Raw genomic sequence first — 20,017 nt, 5'->3', positions numbered from 1 at the left:
CCGCCACGAGCCGCTCCCCGCGGAAGTCGTGCACCTCGACCCGTGCCCCCGGCCGGTCCCAGAAGGCCCGCGCGGAGTCCGACCACCGGCGCAGGGCCTCCTCGCCGGAGGCGTCCACGAGCTCGGCGGTGTCGGCGTACGCGAGGGAGTCGTGGGCGGCCAGCCCGTCCGCACCCACCCGCTGCGACCAGCGCGGGTCGTCCGCGAGGTCCCGCCGCACGGTCGTCCAGGAGGGGGTGTCGGGGTTGTCCGCGCCGTCGAGCACCGTCACGAGGTCCTCGCTGTGCTCCAGGGACAGCACCTGCACCTGCGGGGGCACCTCGGCCATGGCGACCGGCGAGCCGGCCGTCACGACGTGCGTGACGGTGAACTCCGAGCGCACCTCCTCGTCGGCGGCCAGCTCCACCGCGGTCAGGCCGCCCTGGCTGTGCCCCGCGAGCAGCACCGGCTCCCCGTGCCGGGCGCCCGAGGCGCGCAGCGCCTCCACGACGATCCGCATGGGCGCGGTGCGGTGCCCGGCCACGGAGTGCAGGTTGGCCGTCAGGTCCATGGCGGGGCGCCGGTTCCCGGTCACCGGGGACCACTCCTGCGTCCCGGGCACCAGCACCACCCACGACACCCCGCCGCCCGGCCCGGTGATCCGCTCGACCCGTACCTGCCCCTGGGCGGGAGGTGTCCCGCCCAGGGGCGAGCGGCCGGGGTAGCCGCGCGGGTCGGACGTGGGGACACGGCCCGCGGCCTGCCGGACGACCCCGTCGACCAGCTCGGCGACCCCGCGCGGCGGGCGGGTGGGGGCGGCCGGGCCGGCGGTGGCGCGCGTCACCCGCACCCCGGTCTCCCGCAGCACCGGGCCGAGCAGCCCCACCCCGACGAGCACGCGCGCCGCGCCGCGGGCGTCCACCGCGGGCAGGCCGCTGCCGGTGGCGGCGGCCACCGCGGGCCCCAGTCCCGGCACCGCGGCCATGAGGCCCTCCAGCGCCCCCGGGGTGCTCAGCACCGCGGCGTCGACGGCACCGGGGTGCGCGGCGAGCCACTCCCCCGCCTCCCGGCCCACGGCCCGCGCGTCGGCGCCGACCCGGGCGGCGACCTGCGCGGGCGCACCGGCCAGGGCGTCCGCCGCCTCCCCAGGGGTGCCCGGGCCACCCACCCCCGGCAGGGTGGCCACCACGGCGCCCGCGTGCCGGGCGGCGTCGGCCAGGGCGAGCGCCGCGCCCGCGGCCACGGCGGCGGGCAGCACCACGGGCGCGGCGCGGCCGGCGAGGTAGCCCGCCGCCCACCGGCCGGCCAGGACCGCGGCCTCGGCGGCGGCGTACGCGGCGGCGCACCCCTGCAGCGCCGCGGCGCTCGAGGCGAGGCGCCCCGCGAGGGCTGGTGCGCCGCCGGCGCCGCCGACCCGGGCCAGGGCCACCTCCGCGCGCCACCACGTCGCGGGGGACAGCGCGGCCGACGCCACGAGCACCGGATCGGCGAGGCGGCCCGCGGCCGCGAGGGCGAGCTGCCCCAGTGCGGCGGCCAGCCCGGCCAGCTCGGCCCCCGCGGCCGCCAGCGCCGGGGGGTCGACGGCCGTGCGGCCGCCGCCGGAGACGACCAGCCGCCCGTCGCCGCTCACGCCGCCGCCCCGTGCGCCGCGGCCAGCCAGCCCGCCCACGTGCGGGCGACCTCGGCGAGCGTCGTGGGCGTCCCGGCGCGTGCCGGCTCCCCGCCGCCCGGTCCGGCGCGCCACCAGCCGGCACCGTCGTGCAGCAGCAGGTCCCCGGTGGGCGGCACCGCCCCGGAGGAGGCCCAGGCCCGCACGTCCCACGCCGCGCAGGGTTCCCGGGGCCCGTCCTGCACCGGGCCGGCCAGCACCCGCACCAGCTCGGGGACGAGGGCGGTGGCGGCGACGGCGGAGACCTCCACCCCCCGGGCGGTGCCGCGCAGGACGCAGCCGCGCAGGGCGGCGGAGGCCAGCAGCGCCCGGCGGGCGGGCGCGGCGCCGGTGGTGCCGCCGGCCAGCAGCACCACGTCGGGGTCGAGGGGCACCGCCAGGGTCCGGGCGAGCGCCCGGTCCAGCCGGTGCCCCGCGCCCGCCGGGTCCGGGCCCGCGATGCCCGCCTCCTCCAGGCGGCGCCAGGCCCGCGCGGCCTCCGCCGTTCCCGGCTCCGCCGCTGCCCCCGCCCGCGCACCGGCCACCCGCAGCGCGGGGCGCAGCGCGGGCAGCACCACGGCCAGGGCCGCGGCCTCGTCGTGCCCGAGGTGCAGGCGGCGTGCCCGCAGGTCCGCCGCGCGCGACGGGCCCGTGGCGGCGGCGCCGAGGTGGACCCTCACCGCAGCACCTCCGCCGCGGCGTGCCCGGCGCCGCGGGCCAGGACCCGCACCCCGGCACTCACCGCCGCCGCCCCCTCCAGCAGCGCGGCACCGGCGGCGTCCGCGGCCGCCGCGTGCGCCCGCAGGGCCCCGGCCGCCGCGTCGCAGTCCTCGGCGAGCGCGGTGGCGTCGCGCACGTGGGCGTCGAGCCGTTCGCGGAACGCCGCGGCGGCCGGCGACTCCCACGGCAGCCCCGCCAGCACGGCGAGGCGCCGCCGCAGCTCGTGCACCTGCTCCGCGCCCCGGCCCAGCACCCTCGCGGCGTCCAGTGCCGCCTCCGCCGCCCTGCCCGCCGCCACCACCGCCGCGGCGCCCGCCGCTCCCGCCACGTCCACGGGTCCTCCCTCCGCTCCCCCCGTGCCGGTCCGGCCGGGGACGGCGAGGCTAGGAACGGGGGCGCCGCGACCGGTCCGGTCCCGTCGCCGTTGTGGACGGGGCGGCGCACCCGCGCGCCTGTGGACGCCACGGGGTGGGCGCAGGCGGCGGGCGCGGCGCGCGGGCCGCGTGGGCGTGCCCGGCGCCGGGCCGGGCCGCAGGCTGGGGTCGTGGCCCTGTACGAGCACCCCGTCGAGGTGCTGCACCTGCTCGTCTCCCCCGCCCACGCGTACTTCGGGCGGGCCGGTGACGGTCCCGCCGACGTGCCCACCGAGGACGCGCCGTCGGTGGAGGCCGTGGCGGGCAGGGGCCTGCGCGGGGACCGCTTCTTCGGGAAGGCCGCGCACATGGACGCCGCGGTGACGTTCCTGGCGGTGGAGGCGTGGGAGGCGGTGGCCGCGGACCTGGCGCTGCCGGCCGTGCCCGACCCGCTGCTGGCGCGGCGCAACGTCGTGCTGCGCGGCGCGGAGCTGGACCCGCTGCGGGGCCGGGAGTTCGAGCTGGTCACCGCGGCCGGGACGGTGCGGTTCGCGGGACGGCGCCCGGCGAACCCGTGCGTGTGGATGGACCGGGTGGTGGCACCCGGCGCGCACCGGGCGCTGCGCGGGCGCGGCGGGCTGCGGGCGACGCCGCTGACGGACGGGGTGCTGGCGCGCGGCGCGGCGGTGCTGCGCTGCGACGTGCCGCTGGACCCCGCGCGGGCGGGCACGCCGGTGCTGCGCCGCCAGCCCCTGCCCTGACGTCCCCGCCCCCCACACCCGCCCCGCGCCGGCACCCACCCGCACCCGCCCCGCCCCCCGCCGAGGCGGGGACGTTCCGCCGCGACACACCGGCGCGCCGCCACCCGGACGTCCCCGCCCCGCCCACACCCACCCCGAGGCGGGGACGTTCCGCCGCGACACACCGGCGCGCCGCGCCCCGGACGTCCCCGCCTGCGCCGGCACCCGCCTGCGCCCGCACCCGCCCCGCCCCCCGCCCGCGCCGGGTCGGCACCCTGTGCGCGGGCGGACGGCGGCACCCCGCGCGGGTGGGACCATGGGGCACGTGCCCACGCCTGCCGCTCCCGACACGACCGCCTCCGCGACGTCCGCGGCATCCCTGGGGGAGCCTGCGCTCGGCCCCCTCGACGGCCGCTACCGCGCGAGCGTCGCCCCGCTGGCCGAGCACCTGTCCGAGGCCGCGCTGAACCGGCGCCGCATCCACGTCGAGGCGGAGTGGCTGGTCCACCTCGGCACCCACGACGTCGTGCCGGGCGTGCGCCGCCTGACGCAGGACGAGGTCGCGTTCCTGCGGTCCCTGCCGCTGCGCTTCGACGCCGCCGCCGTCGCGGAGCTGGCGGAGATCGAGCGGGAGACCGTGCACGACGTCAAGGCCGTCGAGTACTGGGTCAAGCGGCGGCTGGCCGGCACGTCCCTGGAGGACGTCGCGGAGCTGACGCACCTGTTCTGCACCAGCGAGGACATCAACAACCTGTCGTACGCGCTGATGGTGCGCGACGCCGTCCGGCAGGTGTGGTCGCCCGCGGCGCGCGCGCTCACCGACGACCTGGCGCGGATGGCGCACGAACTGCGGGGGGAGCCGATGCTGGCCCGCACGCACGGCCAGCCCGCGACGCCCACGACCCTCGGCAAGGAGCTGGCGGTCCTGGCGCACCGGCTGCGCCGCCAGCTCGCCCGCGTGGACGCCGCGGAGTTCCTGGGCAAGTTCAACGGCGCCACCGGCACCTACGCCGCGCACGCCACCGCGGTGCCCGGCACGGACTGGCCGGCGGTGTCGCGGGAGTTCGTGGAGGGCCTGGGCCTGACGTGGAACCCGCTGACCACGCAGATCGAGTCCCACGACTGGCAGGCGGAGCTGTACGCGGACGTGGCGCGGTTCGGCCGGGTGCTGCACAACCTCTGCACCGACGTGTGGACGTACATCTCCCTGGGCTACTTCGTGCAGGTGCGCGGGCAGGGCACGGTCGGCTCCAGCACGATGCCGCACAAGGTGAACCCGATCCGGTTCGAGAACGCCGAGGCGAACCTGGAGGTGTCGCAGGCGCTGTTCCGGGTGCTGGAGGAGACGCTCACGACCTCCCGCCTGCAGCGCGACCTGACGGACTCCTCGGTGCAGCGCAACATCGGCGTGGCGTTCGGGCACTCGCTGCTGGCGCTGGAGAACGTCCGCAAGGGCCTGGCGGGGCTGGACGCGAACCCGCAGGCGCTGGCGGCGGACCTGGACGCCACGTGGGAGGTGCTGGGTGAGGCGGTGCAGTCGGTGATGCGGGTGCACGGTCTGCCGAACCCGTACGAGCGGCTGAAGGACCTGACGCGGGGGCGGCGGGTGGACGCGGCGGCGATGCGCGAGTTCGTCGCGGGCCTGGGCCTGCCGCGGGAGGACGCCGAGCGCCTGGCGGAGTTGACCCCGGCCACGTACACGGGTGTGGCGTCGGCCCTGGTGGACGTCCTCGGCGCCCCGCCCGGCCGGGCCTGACCGCCGTGCGCGCCCTGGTCCTGGAGCGGTTCGGCGCCCCGCTGGAACTGCGCACCGTGCCGGACCCGGAGCCGGGTCCGCAGGGCGCGGTGGTGCGCGTGGAGGCGACGGGGGTGTGCCGCAGCGACTGGCACGCCTGGCAGGGCCACGACCCGGACGTGGTGCTGCCGCACGTGCCGGGGCACGAACTGGCGGGCACGGTGGTGGCGGTGGGGCACGAGGTGCGCCGGTGGCGCGCCGGGGACCGCGTGACGGTGCCGTTCGTCAACGCGTGCGGTTCCTGCCCGGAGTGCGCCGCGGGTGCGCAGCAGGTGTGCGCCCGGCAGCGGCAGCCGGGTTTCACGCACTGGGGCTCGTTCGCGGAACTGGTGGCGCTGGACTTCGCGGACGTCAACCTCGTGCGGTTGCCGGAGGGGATGCCCGCGGGAACGGCGGCGGCGCTGGGCTGCCGGGTGGCGACGGCGTTCCGCGCGGTGGTGGACGTGGGCGAGGTGCGCGCGGGAGAATGGCTCGCGGTGCACGGCTGCGGCGGCGTGGGCCTGTCCGCGGTGGCGGTGGCGGTCGCCTCGGGCGCGCGGGTGGTGGCGACGGACCTGTCACCGGCGGCGCGGGAGCTGGCGGCGCGGGCGGGTGCCGAGGTGGTGCTGGACGCCGCCGGTGGACCCGGGGAGGTCGCGGCGGCGGTGCGGGCCGCGACGGGCGGTGGGGCGCAGGTGTCCGTGGACGCCGTGGGCAGCGCCGCGACGTGCGAGTCGTCGCTGCTGTGCCTGCGGGCGCGGGGGCGGCACGTGCAGGTGGGGTTGCTGCCCCGGGCGGTGGGCAGGCCGGACCTGCCGCTGGAGCGGGTGATCGCCCTGGAGCTGCAGTTCCGCGGCAGCCACGGCACGGCGGCGCACGACTACCCGAGGCTGCTGGGCCTGGTGGCCTCGGGCCGGCTGGACCCGGGGCTGCTGGTCTCGCGGGTCCTGCCGCTGGCGGAGGGCGGGCGGGCGCTGGCCGAGTGCGGTGCGGCGGCGTTCGCGGGGATCACGGTGCTGGAACCGGCGGCACCGGGACCGGCGACGGGGACGGGCGCGTCCTAGGGGCGCGGCCGGCGGGCTCACCCGGTCGGCCGAACGCGGCGCGGCGGGCACGCCGCGACCGTCATCATGACCGCTGCCGCACCGTTGCGGCCGTGGGCACGGCCGGGAGGACGGCCGGGGGTCGTCGTCGAGGAACCAGGAGGAGGGGAGCACGTGGAGATCGTCTACAACAGCTACGGGGGCCGGTTCTCGGACAGCCCGCGCGCGGTGTACGAGGCGCTGGTGGCGCGCGGCGACGCGGTCGGCCACACGTGGTTGTGCGCGCCCGCGCACGCCGCGAGCTTCCCGCCGGGGGTCCGCACGGTCACGCCGGGCACCGCGGCGTCGCGGGCGGCCCTGGAGGCGGCGGACGTCCTGGTCGCCAACTACGGCACGGAGCGCGGCTGGCGCAAGAAGCCGGGCGCGCGGTACGTGCAGCTGTGGCACGGCACGCCGCTGAAGCGCATCCACAACGACGCGCTGACGCTGCCGGACGGCCCGCTGGGCGACGACGACCACGACGTGCGCGCGTGGGACCACCTGATCTCCCCGAACTCCGCGGCGACGGGCCCGCTGCGGGGTGCCTTCGGGTTCACGGGACCGGTGCACGAGACCGGTTACCCCCGCAACGACGTGCTGAGCGCACCGGACCGCGAGGAGCGCCGGGCGCGGGTCCGCGCGCGGCTCGGCATCGCCGAGGGGGTGCGGGCGGTGCTGTACGCGCCGACGTGGCGCGACGACGTGGTGGACGCCGAGGGCCGGCGGGACTTCGACCTGCGCCTGGACCTGGAGCGGTTCTCCGCGCGCCTGGGCGGCGACCACGTCCTGCTGCTGCGGCTGCACTACTTCCTGTCGGGCCGGCTCGGCGCGGTCTCCGTCCCGGGCGTGCTGGACGTGTCGCAGCACCCGGACATCGCGGAGCTGTTCCTGGCGGCGGACGTGCTGGTGACGGACTACTCCTCGGCGATGTTCGACTTCGCGGTGACGGGCAAGCCGATCGTGTACTTCACGTACGACCTGGCGCACTTCCGCGACGAGCTGCGCGGTTTCTACTTCGACCTGGAGCGGATCGCGCCGGGTCCGCTGCTGGCGACGTCGGAGGAGGTGCTCGACGCGGTCGCGGACCTCGACGCGGTGTCGCTGCGGTACGCGGAGCGGTACGCCGCGTTCCGCGAGACGTTCTGCCACCTGGAGGACGGCCGCGCCACCGAGCGCGTGTTGGAGCTGTTCCTCCCGGCCCCGGTGGCCGTGGGCGTGCCCCAGCCGCGCGAGGCGGCATCATGGGTGGGGAACTGATCACGGGGTCGGGCAGGGGCCCCCGGTCGTCGTCGAGAAAGCGGGAACTGCTTTGAAGATCGTCTACCACAGCTTCGAGGGCAGGTACTCGGACTCCCCGCGCGCGCTCCACCGGGCGCTGCTGGCGCGCGGGGACGACGCCGAGCACGTCTGGCTCTCCGCGCCTGCCCACGCGCACGGTTTCCCCGCGGGGACGGTGACGGTGCCGTACGGCGGTGAGGAGTGCGTCGCCGCGCTGGAGTCCGCGGACGTCGTGGTGTCCAACACCCACATCGACCTGGAGTGGGAGAAGTCGCCGCGCACCACGTACGTGCAGACGTGGCACGGCACCCCGCTGAAGTCGATCCACTGGGACGTGCTGTGGGCACCGGAGGGCCGGCTGCCGCGCCTGGACCGCGACATCGCCCGCTGGGACGCGTTGCTGTCGCCGAACGCGGCGAGCACGGGCCCGCTGCGGCAGGCGTTCCGGTACACCGGCCCGGTCCACGAGACGGGTTACCCGCGCAACGACGCCCTGAGCGCGCCGGACGCGGCGGAGCGCCGCGCGAAGGTGCGCGCCGAGCTGGGCATCGCCGACGGCGTGCGCGCGGTCCTGTACACCCCGACGTGGCGGGACGACGACGTCTTCGGCGACGGGCCGGGCTTCTCCCTGCACCTGGACCTGGACCGCTTCGCCGAGCGCCTCGGTGACGACCACGTGCTGCTGCTGCGGTTGCACTACATGGTGTCCGGCGCGCTGGGCACGGTGGCGAAGCCGGGTGTCGTCGACGTCTCCTTCCACCCGGACATCGCCGACCTGTACCTGGCGGCGGACGCGATGGTGACCGACTACTCCTCGACGATGTTCGACTTCGCCGTCACGGGGAAGCCGATCCTGTTCTTCCCGTACGACCTGGAGCACTACCTGGGGAAGCTGCGGAGTTTCTACTTCGACTACCAGGAGATCGCGCCGGGGCCGCTGCTGCCGACGTCGGACGAGGTGATCGGGGCCATCGCGGACCTCGACGCCGTGTCGCGGGAGCACGCGGAGCGGTACGCCAGGTTCCAGGAGACGTTCTGCCACCTGGAGGACGGCCACGCGACCGAGCGCGTTCTCGACCTGTTCACCCCCCGCGAGGGCGGGGCCGATCCCTCGAGGAGGAACGTGTGACCACAGTTCAGGCCGTGATCCTCGCGGCAGGCATGGGTACCCGGCTCGGCCGCCCCATGCCCAAGCCGCTGACCCGGCTCGACGAAGGCCGGACCATCATGCAGCAGCAGGTGGACAACCTGCGGGTGGCGTTCGGCACCGACGTGCGCATCACCGCGGTGGTCGGTTTCAAGGCGACGCTGGTGATGGAGGCGCAGCCGGACCTGCTGTTCGCCTACAACGCGTACTACGACTCCACGAACACCTCCAAGAGCCTGCTGCGGGCGCTCCTCACGTCCCCCGACGGCGGTGTGCTGTGGCTCAACGGGGACGTGGTGTTCGACCCGCGCCTGCTGGAGGACCTGCGCCCCTCGATCGAGGCGGACGTCTCGACGGTGTGCGTGAACACCGCCGCGGTCGGCGAGGAGGAGGTGAAGTACACGGTGGACGGCGACGGTTTCGTCCGGGAGCTGTCCAAGACCGTGGTCGGCGGCCTCGGGGAGGCGGTCGGCATCAACTACGTCTCCGGCCGCGACAAGCCCGTGCTGGTGGAGGAGCTCCGCCGCTGCGCGGACACCGACTACTTCGAGCGCGGCATCGAGCTGGCGGTCCAGGAGCGCGGCATCCGGGTGCGCCCGCTGGACATCTCCCGCCGCTTCGCCGTCGAGGTGGACTTCGAGGAGGACCTGGCGCGGGCGAACCGGCACCCCGTCGCCTGAGACGCCCCACCCCGGCCACCGGGGCACCGTCAGATGCGGACGGTGCCCCGGTGGCCGGTGAAGGTGGCGGCGCGCAGGCCGGGGCCGTCGGAGCCGGGCGGCACCCACGTGAAGTCCAGCTCGGTCACGGCGAACTCCGGCGGCAGGCCCAGCCAGGTGCGGACGTGCTCGCGCACCCCGGCGATCTCCAGGCCCGCGAGGCGGGTGCCGCCGGTCAGGGCCAGACCGGAGGGGTGCAGCGCCTCCGGGGAGTCCCACTCGATGAGCAGGGGCAGCTGCGGGTCCTCCAGCAGGCCCGGCACGCCGATGTGCCGCCAGTGCAGCTCGACCCCGTCGGGGCGCCGCCGGGAGCCGGCCTCGGAGCGCTGCCCCAGCCGCCGCTCGAAGTGCCCGATGTCGTCCACGCCGACGGCCCAGGTGAACCAGCCGCCCCCCGCGTCGGAGCGGCGGCGCACGGCCCGGCCGAACGGCGCCTTCTCGGCCACCGGGTGGTCGAGGACCTCCACCACCTCCACGTAGCAGCGCCCGCTGAGGGGCAGGATCACGTTGCGGGTGCCGAAGCGGGGGTGCGGTCCGCCCTCGACCGTGCGCACGCCGAGCAGCCCGGCCAGGTGCCTGGCCGTCGCCTCGAGGCCTTCGGGCCCGGCGGCGTAGCCGAGGTGGTCGACGCGCATGCCGCGCATCGTGGCAGACCCGGCCGACGGCCCCGGCGGCACCTCCGCCCGCGCACCGTTTGGTGTGCTCCCCGCAGGGGTAGGCCACCGGTGGACGGAATTTTCCGATGGAGGAGGACGCCGTGAGGCTCGACTGGCTCAAGCCCGCCACCGAGGACGCCGGGACGTACGTCTCGCTCGTCTTCGACGCGACCCGGGACGACGCGAACGGCGCCCACGAGATCGACCTGCGCTGGCAGGACGCGCGCGACCAGCTCGCCAGGGCCGGCGCCCCGGCCGCGGCGCTGGACGCCGTGGCCGAGGTGGCGGTGCAGCCCACGGGGGTGGGCGGGCGCGTGGGCCGGGCGGTGGTGGCGACCGAGTCGGGCGTCGTCATCGACCGGTTGCTGCCCGAGCCGCCGGTGCGGGAGGAGTCCACGGCCGGCCCGGTGCCCAACCTCATGCCGCTGGTGCGCTCCCTCGCGGACGACGTGCACTACGTCCTCGTCGAGCTGGACCGGGTCGGCGCGGACATCACCGTCGCGCACTCCTCCTCCCCGGACACCGAGCCGGAGCAGCACACCGTCGACGGGGACCACGACCTCCTGCACAAGATCCGCGGTGGCGGCTGGGCGCACCTGCGCTTCCAGTACCGCGTGCAGGACTCCTGGGACCACAACGCCGCCACCGTGGCCGACGACCTCGACAAACTGCTCGGCAGGGAGAAGCCGGAGGCGCTGTTCGTCACGGGTGACGTGAAGGCGATCCACTCGCTGCGCGGCAAGGCCAGCCAGCGGGTGCTGGAGCTGCTGGAGGAGGTCCCCGGCGGAGGCCGCAGCGCCGGCGTCCACGAGGAGGTCTTCCGGCAGAACCTGTCGATGGCGGTGGACCGGGTCCGCAGCGGCCGCCGCGGACGGGTCGTGGACGAGTTCGAGCAGGAGATCGGCCGCACCCGCACCGGCCAGGGCCCGGACGCCAGCGCCGGCCTGGGCCGCGCGGTGGAGGGTCTGGTGCCGGTGGTGGACGCCCTGCGCCGCAGCCAGGTCCAGGTGCTGCTGGTGCACGACGACCCGTCGTCGACGGCGACGCTGTGGACGGGCCCGGACGCGCTGCTGCTGGGCACGAGCCGCGAGGAGGTCCTCGCGATGGGGGTGTCGGACGCGGTGGAGGTCCGCGCGGACGCGGCGCTGGTGCGGGCGCTGGCGGCGACGGACGCCGAGATCGAGCTGGTGACGGACGTGCCGCGGATGGCGGAGGGCATCGGGGCGCTGCTGCGCTACGCGGACGCCTCGACCGCCCACTGAGGCCGTCGCCTCGACCGCCCGCTGAGGCCGTCGCCTCGACCGCCCGCTGAGGCTTCCCTCCCCGCCGCGGTGACCGCGCCCGCGGCGGGGAGGAGGACCACCGGCCCGGCGACGGCGGTCCGACCGGGCCCCGGTCGTGCGGCCGCCCGCGAGATTCGCACCCCGTTCGCCGGAAACCGCTGACGGCGCGCGGGGCGTGGTGCCACGATCACCGTGTGCACAAGACCGCCCCCGCCCTGGCCGTCGCCGCGCTGGCGACCCTCGCCCTCGCCGGCTGCAGCAGCACCAGCCCCTGCGCCGCGCTGCCCGCACCGACCGCGGAGCAGATCTCCGCGGCCGGCCAGCAGGTCCGCGGCCTCCCCGTGGAGGTCGAGGTGGAGGTCGACGGGGTCGACTGCTTCGTCGACCCCGGGACCCGCCGCTGGACGGAGGAGCGGGAGGAGTCCTGACACCGCCCGGGCGCGGGGGCGGGACGCTGTCCGGAGCACCTGACAGCATCGGGGCATGACCTCGGCCCCCTCCCCGGCCCTCCCCGCCGCCCCCGGCACCGCTGCGGCCACCGCCCCGGAGCGCGCCGCCCTGCGCGCCGAGGCCGAGGACGTGCTTCGCCGCCTCGTCGGCCGGCCCGACGCGGTGCTGCGCGAGGACCAGTGGACCGCGATCGAGGCGCTCGTCGCCGACCGCCGCCGCGCCCTGGTGGTGCAGCGCACCGGCTGGGGCAAGTCCGCCGTCTACTTCGTGGCCACCGCGCTGCTGCGCGCCCGCGGCGCCGGCCCCACGGTGATCGTCTCCCCCCTGCTGGCGCTGATGCGCAACCAGATCGCCGCCGCCGGGCGCGCCGGGGTGCGGGCGGTCACCGTGAACTCCACGAACACCGAGGAGTGGGACGAGGTCTTCGCCGGTGTGCGCGCCGGGCAGGTGGACGTGCTGCTCGTCTCCCCCGAGCGGCTGAACAACCCCGGCTTCCGCGACGCCGTGCTGCCCCAGCTCGCCGCCGCCACCGGCCTGCTCGTGGTGGACGAGGCCCACTGCGTCTCCGACTGGGGCCACGACTTCCGCCCCGACTACCGGCGCATCCGGACGCTGCTGGCGGACCTGCCGGAGGGCATCCCGGTCCTGGCGACCACCGCCACGGCCAACGCCCGCGTCACCGCCGACGTCGCCGAGCAGCTCTCCGTCTCCGGCGAGCGCACCCTCACCGACGTCCTCGTGCTGCGCGGCAGCCTGGACCGCTCCTCCCTGCGCCTGGCCGTCGTGGACCTGCCCGACCACGCGCACCGCCTGGCGTGGCTGGCGCAGCACCTGCCCGGGCTGCCCGGCTCCGGCATCGTCTACGTCCTCACCGTCGCCGCCGCCGAGGACGTCGCCGCGCACCTGCGCGCCCACGGGGTCAGCGCCGCCGCGTACACCGGCCAGACCGAGCCGGCCGACCGGCTCCAGGCCGAGGAGGACCTGCTCGGCAACCGCGTCAAGGCGCTGGTGGCCACCTCGGCGCTCGGCATGGGCTTCGACAAGCCCGACCTCGGCTTCGTCGTGCACCTCGGCGCCCCGGCCTCCCCCATCGCGTACTACCAGCAGGTGGGCCGCGCGGGCCGCGGCGTGGACGACGCGGCGGTGGTGCTGCTGCCCGGCCGGGAGGACCGCGACATCTGGGCGCACTTCGCCTCCCTCGGCTTCCCCGGCGAGGTGGACGTCCGCACGACCCTCGACGTGCTGGCCCAGGAGGGCCGGGCCCTGTCCACGCCCGCCCTGGAGGCGCGGGTGCCGCTGCGGCGCAACCGGCTGGAGACGATGCTCAAGGTCCTCGACGTGGACGGCGCCGTGCGCCGGGTGCGGGGCGGGTGGGAGTCCACCGGGCGGCCCTGGCACTACGACGCCGAGCGCTACGCCCGGGTCGCGGCCACCCGCGAGGAGGAGCAGCAGGCGATGCTCGGCTACATCGCCACCGGCAGCTGCCGGCTGGAGTTCCTGCGCCGCGCCCTCGACGACCCCGAGGCCGCACCGTGCGGGCGCTGCGACACCTGCGGCGGTTTCACGCCGCCGGCCGCCGTGGACGCCGACGGCGCCCGGCAGGCGCGCGAGCGGATGGACCGGCCCGGGGTGCCGGTGGAGCCGAAGAAGCAGTGGCCCACCGGCCTGGGCGCCCTCGGGGTGTCGCTGTCCGGGCGCATCGGCCCCGCCGAGCAGGCCGGGGAGGGCCGTGCCGTGGCCCGGCTGACGGACCTGGGCTGGGGCGGGGCGCTGCGGGAGCTGTTCCGCCCCGGCGCGGGGGACGGCGAGACGCCCGTGCCGCTGCGGCGCGCCGCGGCCCAGGTCCTGGACGACTGGGCCCGCGACCTCGCCCTCGACGGGGTGGTCGCGCTGGCCTCGGCGAGCCGCCCGCAGCTCGTGGCGCACCTGGCGGACGGCCTGGCCCGCTACACGGGCCTGCCGCTGCTGACGAGCTTCCGCATCGCCGACGGCAGCGGCTCCCCGCGCGCCGACGTGAACTCCGCGCACCGGGTCCGCGCCCTCGCGGGCCGCTTCGTGCTGGAGGACCCGCAGGCGGTGGCGGGCCGGCGGGTGCTGCTCGTGGACGACCGCACCGCGACGGGCTGGACGCTCGCGATCGCCGCGCGGGAGCTGCGCCGCGCGGGCGCCGCGGCCGTGTACCCGTTCGTGCTCGGCGACGGCGCCTGAGCGACCGGACCTGAGCGACCGGACCTGAGCGACCGGACCTGGGCGATCGGGTCCGGGAAGCCCTCAGCCCCAGACCCGCACCCGGGTCGGCTCCACGACGTAGGTGATCCGCCGCTCCCCCGGAGCGCGGCCGGGGTAGGTCGCCAGACCGAGGTATTTCGCCGCCAGGCGGTCGATGTGCTCCTCCGCGCCGTCCCGGACGGCGGTGGCGCTCCCGCGGATCTCCACGTAGTGGTGCGGGTTCGTGGCGTCCAGCACGGCGAGCGAGATCCGCGGGTTGGCGTCGACGTCAGCCGGCCACTTGCGGCCGACCGCGCCGTTGAGAGCCGGCCTGCCGTCGATCAGGTCGATCCACAGCACCGTGGTGTGCAGGCCGCCGTCGGGACCGAGGGTGGACAGCACGGCGTGGTTGCGCCCGGCGAGGAGCGCCCGGACCCGCGGGTCGTCGAGGGTGGTCATGGCCGCATCCTGCCCCGTTCCCCCGGCCGGGGGACCTCCCGCCGCACGGTTCTGGCGGAACGCCCCGCCCGGCCCCGGGCCGCCGTTAGCCTCACGCCCGCGGCCCGCCGCGATCCGGCGGCTGCCGGGCGTGCGGGCGCCCGGCGGGGTCCGCCCCGCCGCGCCCCGTCCACGGCTGCGCGCAGCGCGCCGACGTCCCCGGAGCTCCCGTGCACCCTGTCCCGCCGTCGGTACGCCGCCGCGTGCTGCCCACCTGCCTCGCCCTGCTCGCCGCCCTGGGAGGCGTGGCCGGCGGTGCGGCCCCCACGCACGCCACGCCGTCGTTCACGCTGACCCGCCCCGCGGACACCCGCGACCGGTTCGCCACCGCCGCGAGCATCGCCCGGATGGCGTTCCCCGAGGGCGCCACCGAGGTCGCCGTCGTCAACGGCGACAACCCCGTCGACGCCCTCGCGGCCTCCGGGTGGGCGCTCACGGACATCCCGATCCTCTACGTGCGCAGGGACTCGGTGCCCGCCGCCGCGGCCGCGGCGCTGGAGGACCTGGACCCCGAGGTCGTCCACGTCATCGGCGGCGAGGGAGCCGTCTCCGCGGCCGTGGCGCGCGACATCGGCCGCGGCCGCGGCCGGACGGTCCAGCGCTACGACGGCGCGAACCGGTACGAGACGGCCGCCCAGCTCGCGGTGAGCCTGACCGAGTACCTCGGGGAACGACCGGAGACGGTGGTCCTGGCCCGCGGCGACGACTACGCCGACGCCCTGGCGGCCGCGCCGTGGGCGGCGAAGGACGGCGCTCCCGTGCTGCTGACGCGGCCCACCGTGCTGCCGGACGCGACGTTGCGGGCGCTGGAGGTCATCGGCCCGCGCCGCGTGGTCGTCGTCGGCGGCGAGGGGGCCGTCGGGGCCGGCATCCAGAACCAGCTCGTCGCCTCCGGTCTCGACGGCTTGCGCATCGAGGGCCGCGACCGCTACGAGACGGCCGCCAACGTGGCCCGTTCCGGTCTCACCGGCTTCTCCCGGAGCCGCGTGGGCCTGGCCAACGGCGCCAGCCTGGTCGACGCCCTGCCCGGTGCGGTCCTGCTGGCGCAGAGCGGGGCGCCGGTCCTGCTGACCCGCCCGGGGGACCTCGGTCCCGCGGCCGCCCGCTACCTCACCGACCACCACCACACCCTGCTCGGCGGGGTGGCGATCGGCGGGACGGGCGCGGTGCCCGACACGGTGCTCGTCCAGGCCCGGCAGGCCGCCTCGGGGCCCCCGCTGACGGCGCGGCTCGCGCACTGGTGGGACGACTACGTGACGGTGGACCTGCCCGCGGTGCCCGGTGCCGCCTACACCGTCCACGCTGCGCCGGCGGTGTTCTCCGGCGGGGCGTACGTGCCGGCGCCGGCGCTGCCGCCCGCCGGTGCCGCGGCGGCACCGGGGACCGACTCCGAACCCACCCAGGAGGGGGTGCAGGTGCGGGTGGGTGGCCTGACCCCGGACACCGCCTACGACCTGTGGGTCACCCGGGCGGTGGGTGACGTGCCGCCCCTGACCGGGTACCTCGACGCCGGCGGGGAGGTGCTGAACGGCTCCGTGCTGCTGCGGACCGCTCCCGCCCCGGCACCCTCCGGGCCGAGCACCACCACCGCCGGTGCCGCACCGCGCATCCTCGACGTCGCGGTGTCACCCGACGGCGGGGGCCTCACCGTCGACCTGGAACCGCTGCCGGAGGGCAGTCGCTACACCGTGTTCTGGGGCAGGGCGAGGTACGACGCCCAGGGGCGGTACCTACCCCCCACCTACGCGTACGGCGTGGTCAACGACCGTCCCGACGCGACGTGGTCCCGGGACGTGGTCGACGGGGACGGGCGGCCGGCGGCGGGGACGACCGTCCCCGGGGCGCTGGAGCCCTCCACCGGTTACGAGGTGTACGTGGTCCGCGGTGACGGCAGCCGCGGCGGGACGCGCGCCGCGTACTGGAACTCCACCGCGCGCACATCGCAGACAGCGGCCACGCCGGCGCCGGCCGCGCCCAGCGTGACGACCCCCGCCGCCCCGTAGCCGCGCGGGCGGCCCGGTCGCGCGGACCGGGCCGCCCGCGGCTCAGCGCTGCTTCTGGTGCCGCACCCGCGTCGGCTCGATGACGTACGTGATGCGCTTCTCGGCGTCGTTGCGCCACGGGTAGGCGTCCACCCCGTGCAGGTACTTCCGGGCGAGCGCGTCGATGTGCTCCTCGGACCCCTCGGGGCGGGCGGTGGCCGTGCCGCGGATCTCGACGTAGTCGTACGGGTTGTGCTCGTCGTACACGACGACGGTGACGTTGGGGTTGCGCTCCAGGTCGCTCGGCCAGCGCCGGCCCACGGCGCTGTTCACGGCGGGCCTGCCGTCGATCAGGTCGATCCACACCACGGTGCTGTGGATCGTCCCGTCGGCGCCGAGGGTGGACAGGACGGCGTGGTGGCGCCCGTCGAAGAGGGCGCGGACTCCGGGGTCGTCGATCGTGGTCACGCGCTCATCCTCGTACCGGAGCGCGGCGCGTACCAGCGCGGGCCCGCGCGCAGCCGGGACCGGGAACCGTTCCACCGCCCGCGGAGGCTCCCCCCGGCGCCCGCCGTGCGGCATCCTGGGGCCGCCCTCGTCGCCCGGACGGCCGAAACAGCCCGGTCGCGCAGGTGCCGACAACCTCTCGACGGGCGGCGGACGAGCGGACACGGGAACGGGGAGCAGGTGCAGCAGCGCGTGCAGGTGCTCGGCGCCCTCGGGGGGTGCGCCGTGCTGGCGACCCTCGCGCTCCTCCTCCCGGGGCTGCGCTCACCCCTGAACCTGCTGTGCGGCGCCGCGGGGGTCGTGCTCGTCGTGGCCGGCCTCCTGCGCCACCGGCCGGAGCGCTCCCGCCCGTGGGTCCTGCTGGCCGTCGTGCTGTCCTGCGCCCTGGCCAGCAACGTCCTCACCGCGCTGGCCGGCGCGCACACCGCCGCGGCGGTGGCGTTCACCACGGCGGCCCAGCTCGCGGCCATGGCCCTCGTCCCCATCGTGATCATGACGCCGGTGCCGGACGGGAACTGGCGCAGGGTCAGCGCCGACACCCTCATCGCCGCCGCGGGGGCGGGTCTGCTGGCCGTGCAGGTCGCCCTGATGCTGCACGCCTTCCACGAGCCGGGCCTGCCGTGGGGGCTGCTCGTGGCGCCCGCGTTCGACGTGTACGCCCTGGCGATGGTCGTGCACGTGTTCTGCTCGCGGCGGTCGCTGGAGAGCAGCGCCGTGCTGGGGCTCAGCGGCGCCGTCACGTTCCTGCTGTACGACCTGGCCGTCACCGTGGGCGGTCACCGCCTCGCGCTGCCCGGGGACCCCGTGCAGGCCCTGAGCGCCGCCGGGGCGCTGCTGTTCGGTCTCGCCGCGCTGGCGCCCGACATGCACCACCTCGGCGGCACCCCGCCGGGGCAGCGGGTGCGCTCGGCGTCGGCGCGGCTGCTCGCCGCCCTGCCGGCGTTCGCGACGGCCCCCGCGCTGTGGGCGCTGGGGCTGCTCGGGTTCCTGCCGAGCGTCTCGGAGGTCCTCGTGGTGCCCGCGGGCTACGTGCTGGCGGGAGCCGGCCTGGCGATGGCGCTGGTGTCCCTGCGCCGCGCCGAGCGCACCGCCGAGCTGGACCCCCTGACGAACCTGGTGAACCGGCGCGGCCTGCTGCCGGCGGTGGAGGAGCTGCGCCGCAGGCTCGGCGGGGAGCCGCTGCACCTGTGCATCGTGGACCTCGACGACTTCAAGCAGGTCAACGACAGCCGCGGTCACGAGGTGGGCGACCGCCTGCTCGTGGAGGTCGGCGCCCGGCTGCGCTCGGCGGTCGGTGCCCGCGGGGTGGTCTCGCGCACCGGCGGCGACGAGTTCCTCGTGGTGGTGGCCGAGGCCTCCGGCGGCTGGGGCGCGGGCGACCTGGTCCTGTCGGCCCTGGACCCGCCGTTCGACTGCGCGGGGGTGCCCACGTCCGTCACGGCGTCCGTGGGGGTCGTCGTGCTGCCCGCGGGCACCCCGCCCGCGCGGGTCCTCGCAGACGCCGACGTGGCGATGTACGCGGCCAAGCAGGCCGGCAAGGGCCGGGCCCTGACGTACCGGCCGGAGCTGCGCAGCCGGGTGCTGGGCGACTTCGAGCGGCAGCGGGAGCTGCGCGCCCTCCTCGACGGCGCCGACCCGGAGGAGGTGGGCCGCCTCGTGGTGCTCTACCAGCCGATCGTGGGGCTGGAGCCGCTGCGGGTGACGGGCGCGGAGGCCCTCGTGCGCTGGGAGCACCCCCGGCTCGGGCTGCTGGGGCCGGACTCGTTCCTCGCCCTCGCGGAGGGCGCCGGGCTCGGCGCGCGGCTGGACGAGCAGGTGATGCAGCAGGCCGCGGGCCGGCTCGCGGGCTGGGACGCGGAGGGGATGCCGCGGCTGTCGCTGAACCTGAACCTCGGGATCGGCAGCATGCGGCGACCGAACCTGCACCGGACCGTGGCGGGCCTGGTGGAGCGCCACGGCCTGACCCCGGACAGGTTCCACCTGGAGATCACCGAGCACGACGAGCTGCCGGTGGAGCCGGGCAGCACGTCGGCGTTCGAGGCGCTGGCCGCGGGCGGGTTCCAGATCAGCCTCGACGACTTCGGGGTGGGCTACACGTCGCTGACGTACCTGCGGCGCTTCCCCGTCTCGGTGGTGAAGCTGGACCGCTCGCTGACGTCGCTGACGGGTGAGGCGGGGCGGGTGCCGCTGATGGAGGGCATCGCGGCGCTGTGCCGGGCGCTGGACGTGGCGCTGCTGGCGGAGGGCGTGGAGGACGAGGCGCAGATCCCGGCGCTGCGGGCGCTGGGCGTGCAGTACGCGCAGGGGTTCCACTTCGCGCAGCCGCTGACGGCGGAGGAGTTCGCGGACCTGGTGCGCCGCGCCGAGCGCGGGGAGAGCCCGGTGGCCCGGGCGGCGCTGCCCGCGGCCGTGCCGTCCCCCGCCGTGCCGTCCCTGGTGCCGTCCGCCACCGTGCCGTCCCCGGTGCTCCCCCGGCTCCTCCCGCGGGTCGTGCCGCTCCCCGCCGGGGCGCCGGTGCCGTGCGCGCTGGCGGCCGTGCCACCGCAGCGGCACGAACGTGAGCAAGGCGACACCACCCGCGGCCCGGAGCACCCCGCGCCGGTGGCCACACTGGGCGCGGAGCCGGTGGACGGCTCCTGAGCCCGCCTTCCCGAGGAGGAACCCCCGTGCCGCACAGGCAGGTCGCCGTCCTGTTCCGCGCCGTCGCCGTCGCCGAGGCCGTCTCGTGGGCCGCGCTGCTGGTGACGATGTACCTGAAGTACGTCGTGGAGGCGGCCCACGAGGGCGGTGTCCCCGTCTCGGGAGCGGTCCACGGCGGGCTGTTCGTGGCGTACCTGGTGGTGACGCTCCTCGCCGCCCGCACCTTCCGCTGGTCGGCCGGGGCGACGCTGCTGGCCCTGCTCGCGGCCGTGCCGCCGTTCGGGACGATCGTCTTCGAGCGCCTGGCGTCCCGCCGCGGGATGCTCGCCGGCGCCGAGCCCGCCCGCGCCTGA

At 77.1% G+C, this 20,017-nt stretch carries 18 protein-coding genes; 12 read left to right on the top strand and 6 right to left on the bottom strand.

The features are described from left to right. From ACYQBY_RS07520 to ACYQBY_RS07510, 3 genes are all read right to left on the bottom strand, one after another. Positions 1-1,609 (bottom strand): hypothetical protein (locus ACYQBY_RS07520; protein WP_459643230.1); only part of this gene is annotated, 1,609 nt, incomplete at its 3' end. Then, positions 1,606-2,307: a hypothetical protein gene (locus ACYQBY_RS07515; protein ID WP_459643229.1), complete on the bottom strand. Its 702-nt coding sequence runs from the start codon at positions 2,305-2,307 to the stop codon at positions 1,606-1,608. The genes ACYQBY_RS07515 and ACYQBY_RS07520, both read right to left, overlap by 4 nt. After that, the gene (locus tag ACYQBY_RS07510) at positions 2,304-2,681 is read right to left on the bottom strand and encodes a hypothetical protein (RefSeq protein ID WP_459643228.1); all 378 of its coding nucleotides are present in this window, start codon (positions 2,679-2,681) and stop codon (positions 2,304-2,306) included. The genes ACYQBY_RS07515 and ACYQBY_RS07510 overlap by 4 nt, the downstream gene beginning before the upstream one ends. Positions 2,682-2,891: 210 nt before the next feature. Between ACYQBY_RS07510 and ACYQBY_RS07505 the strand changes: the two genes are divergently transcribed. From ACYQBY_RS07505 to ACYQBY_RS07480, 6 genes are all read left to right on the top strand, one after another. Beyond that, positions 2,892-3,461: a molybdenum cofactor biosysynthesis protein gene (locus ACYQBY_RS07505; RefSeq protein WP_459643227.1), complete on the top strand. Its 570-nt coding sequence runs from the start codon at positions 2,892-2,894 to the stop codon at positions 3,459-3,461. 295 nt (positions 3,462-3,756) lie between these two features. Beyond that, the gene (purB, locus tag ACYQBY_RS07500; protein WP_459643226.1) at positions 3,757-5,196 is read left to right on the top strand and encodes an adenylosuccinate lyase; all 1,440 of its coding nucleotides are present in this window, start codon (positions 3,757-3,759) and stop codon (positions 5,194-5,196) included. Positions 5,197-5,201: 5 nt separating this feature from the next. Continuing rightward, a complete protein-coding gene (locus ACYQBY_RS07495) occupies positions 5,202-6,278 on the top strand; it encodes an alcohol dehydrogenase catalytic domain-containing protein (protein ID WP_459643225.1) in 1,077 nt (358 codons plus the stop codon). 66 nt (positions 6,279-6,344) lie between these two features. After that, a complete protein-coding gene (locus ACYQBY_RS07490; protein WP_459643224.1) occupies positions 6,345-7,553 on the top strand; it encodes a CDP-glycerol glycerophosphotransferase family protein in 1,209 nt (402 codons plus the stop codon). 52 nt (positions 7,554-7,605) lie between these two features. Beyond that, on the top strand, positions 7,606-8,703 hold the full coding sequence (locus ACYQBY_RS07485) for a CDP-glycerol glycerophosphotransferase family protein (RefSeq protein WP_459643223.1): 1,098 nt from the start codon (positions 7,606-7,608) through the stop codon (positions 8,701-8,703). Continuing rightward, the gene (locus ACYQBY_RS07480; protein WP_459643222.1) at positions 8,700-9,401 is read left to right on the top strand and encodes a phosphocholine cytidylyltransferase family protein; all 702 of its coding nucleotides are present in this window, start codon (positions 8,700-8,702) and stop codon (positions 9,399-9,401) included. The genes ACYQBY_RS07485 and ACYQBY_RS07480 overlap by 4 nt, the downstream gene beginning before the upstream one ends. Before the next feature lie 29 nt (positions 9,402-9,430). On the opposite strand, the gene ACYQBY_RS07475 is transcribed toward ACYQBY_RS07480, so the two are convergent. Next, entirely contained in the window at positions 9,431-10,075 is a 645-nt protein-coding gene (locus ACYQBY_RS07475) for a VOC family protein (protein ID WP_459643221.1), read from the bottom strand. A 122-nt stretch (positions 10,076-10,197) separates the two neighbouring features. Between ACYQBY_RS07475 and ACYQBY_RS07470 the strand changes: the two genes are divergently transcribed. From ACYQBY_RS07470 to ACYQBY_RS07460, 3 genes are all read left to right on the top strand, one after another. Further along, entirely contained in the window at positions 10,198-11,358 is a 1,161-nt protein-coding gene (locus ACYQBY_RS07470) for a baeRF2 domain-containing protein (RefSeq protein ID WP_459643220.1), read from the top strand. 215 nt (positions 11,359-11,573) lie between these two features. Continuing rightward, positions 11,574-11,807: a hypothetical protein gene (locus tag ACYQBY_RS07465; protein WP_459643219.1), complete on the top strand. Its 234-nt coding sequence runs from the start codon at positions 11,574-11,576 to the stop codon at positions 11,805-11,807. Between the two features lie 55 nt (positions 11,808-11,862). Then, a complete protein-coding gene (locus ACYQBY_RS07460; protein ID WP_459643218.1) occupies positions 11,863-14,037 on the top strand; it encodes a RecQ family ATP-dependent DNA helicase in 2,175 nt (724 codons plus the stop codon). A 63-nt stretch (positions 14,038-14,100) separates the two neighbouring features. On the opposite strand, the gene ACYQBY_RS07455 is transcribed toward ACYQBY_RS07460, so the two are convergent. Then, a complete protein-coding gene (locus tag ACYQBY_RS07455) occupies positions 14,101-14,496 on the bottom strand; it encodes a TIGR03618 family F420-dependent PPOX class oxidoreductase (protein WP_459643217.1) in 396 nt (131 codons plus the stop codon). A gap of 209 nt (positions 14,497-14,705) precedes the next feature. On the opposite strand from ACYQBY_RS07455, the gene ACYQBY_RS07450 reads away from it, so the two are divergent. Continuing rightward, positions 14,706-16,538 (top strand): cell wall-binding repeat-containing protein, encoded by a 1,833-nt coding sequence (locus ACYQBY_RS07450; protein ID WP_459643216.1) that lies wholly within the window; start codon positions 14,706-14,708, stop codon positions 16,536-16,538. Positions 16,539-16,580: 42 nt separating this feature from the next. On the opposite strand, the gene ACYQBY_RS07445 is transcribed toward ACYQBY_RS07450, so the two are convergent. Continuing rightward, positions 16,581-16,985 (bottom strand): PPOX class F420-dependent oxidoreductase, encoded by a 405-nt coding sequence (locus tag ACYQBY_RS07445; RefSeq protein WP_459643215.1) that lies wholly within the window; start codon positions 16,983-16,985, stop codon positions 16,581-16,583. A 219-nt stretch (positions 16,986-17,204) separates the two neighbouring features. Between ACYQBY_RS07445 and ACYQBY_RS07440 the strand changes: the two genes are divergently transcribed. Both ACYQBY_RS07440 and ACYQBY_RS07435 read left to right on the top strand, forming a co-directional pair. Further along, positions 17,205-19,664 (top strand): putative bifunctional diguanylate cyclase/phosphodiesterase, encoded by a 2,460-nt coding sequence (locus tag ACYQBY_RS07440; protein WP_459643214.1) that lies wholly within the window; start codon positions 17,205-17,207, stop codon positions 19,662-19,664. 26 nt (positions 19,665-19,690) lie between these two features. Next, positions 19,691-20,017, top strand: a complete 327-nt coding sequence (locus tag ACYQBY_RS07435; protein ID WP_459643213.1) for a DUF3817 domain-containing protein — start codon at positions 19,691-19,693, stop codon at positions 20,015-20,017.

The sequence above is a fragment of the Kineococcus anabasis genome, from assembly GCF_054590795.1.
The sequence above is the reverse complement of the archived record's forward strand: the minus strand, read 5'-3'. Positions and strand labels throughout refer to the sequence as shown.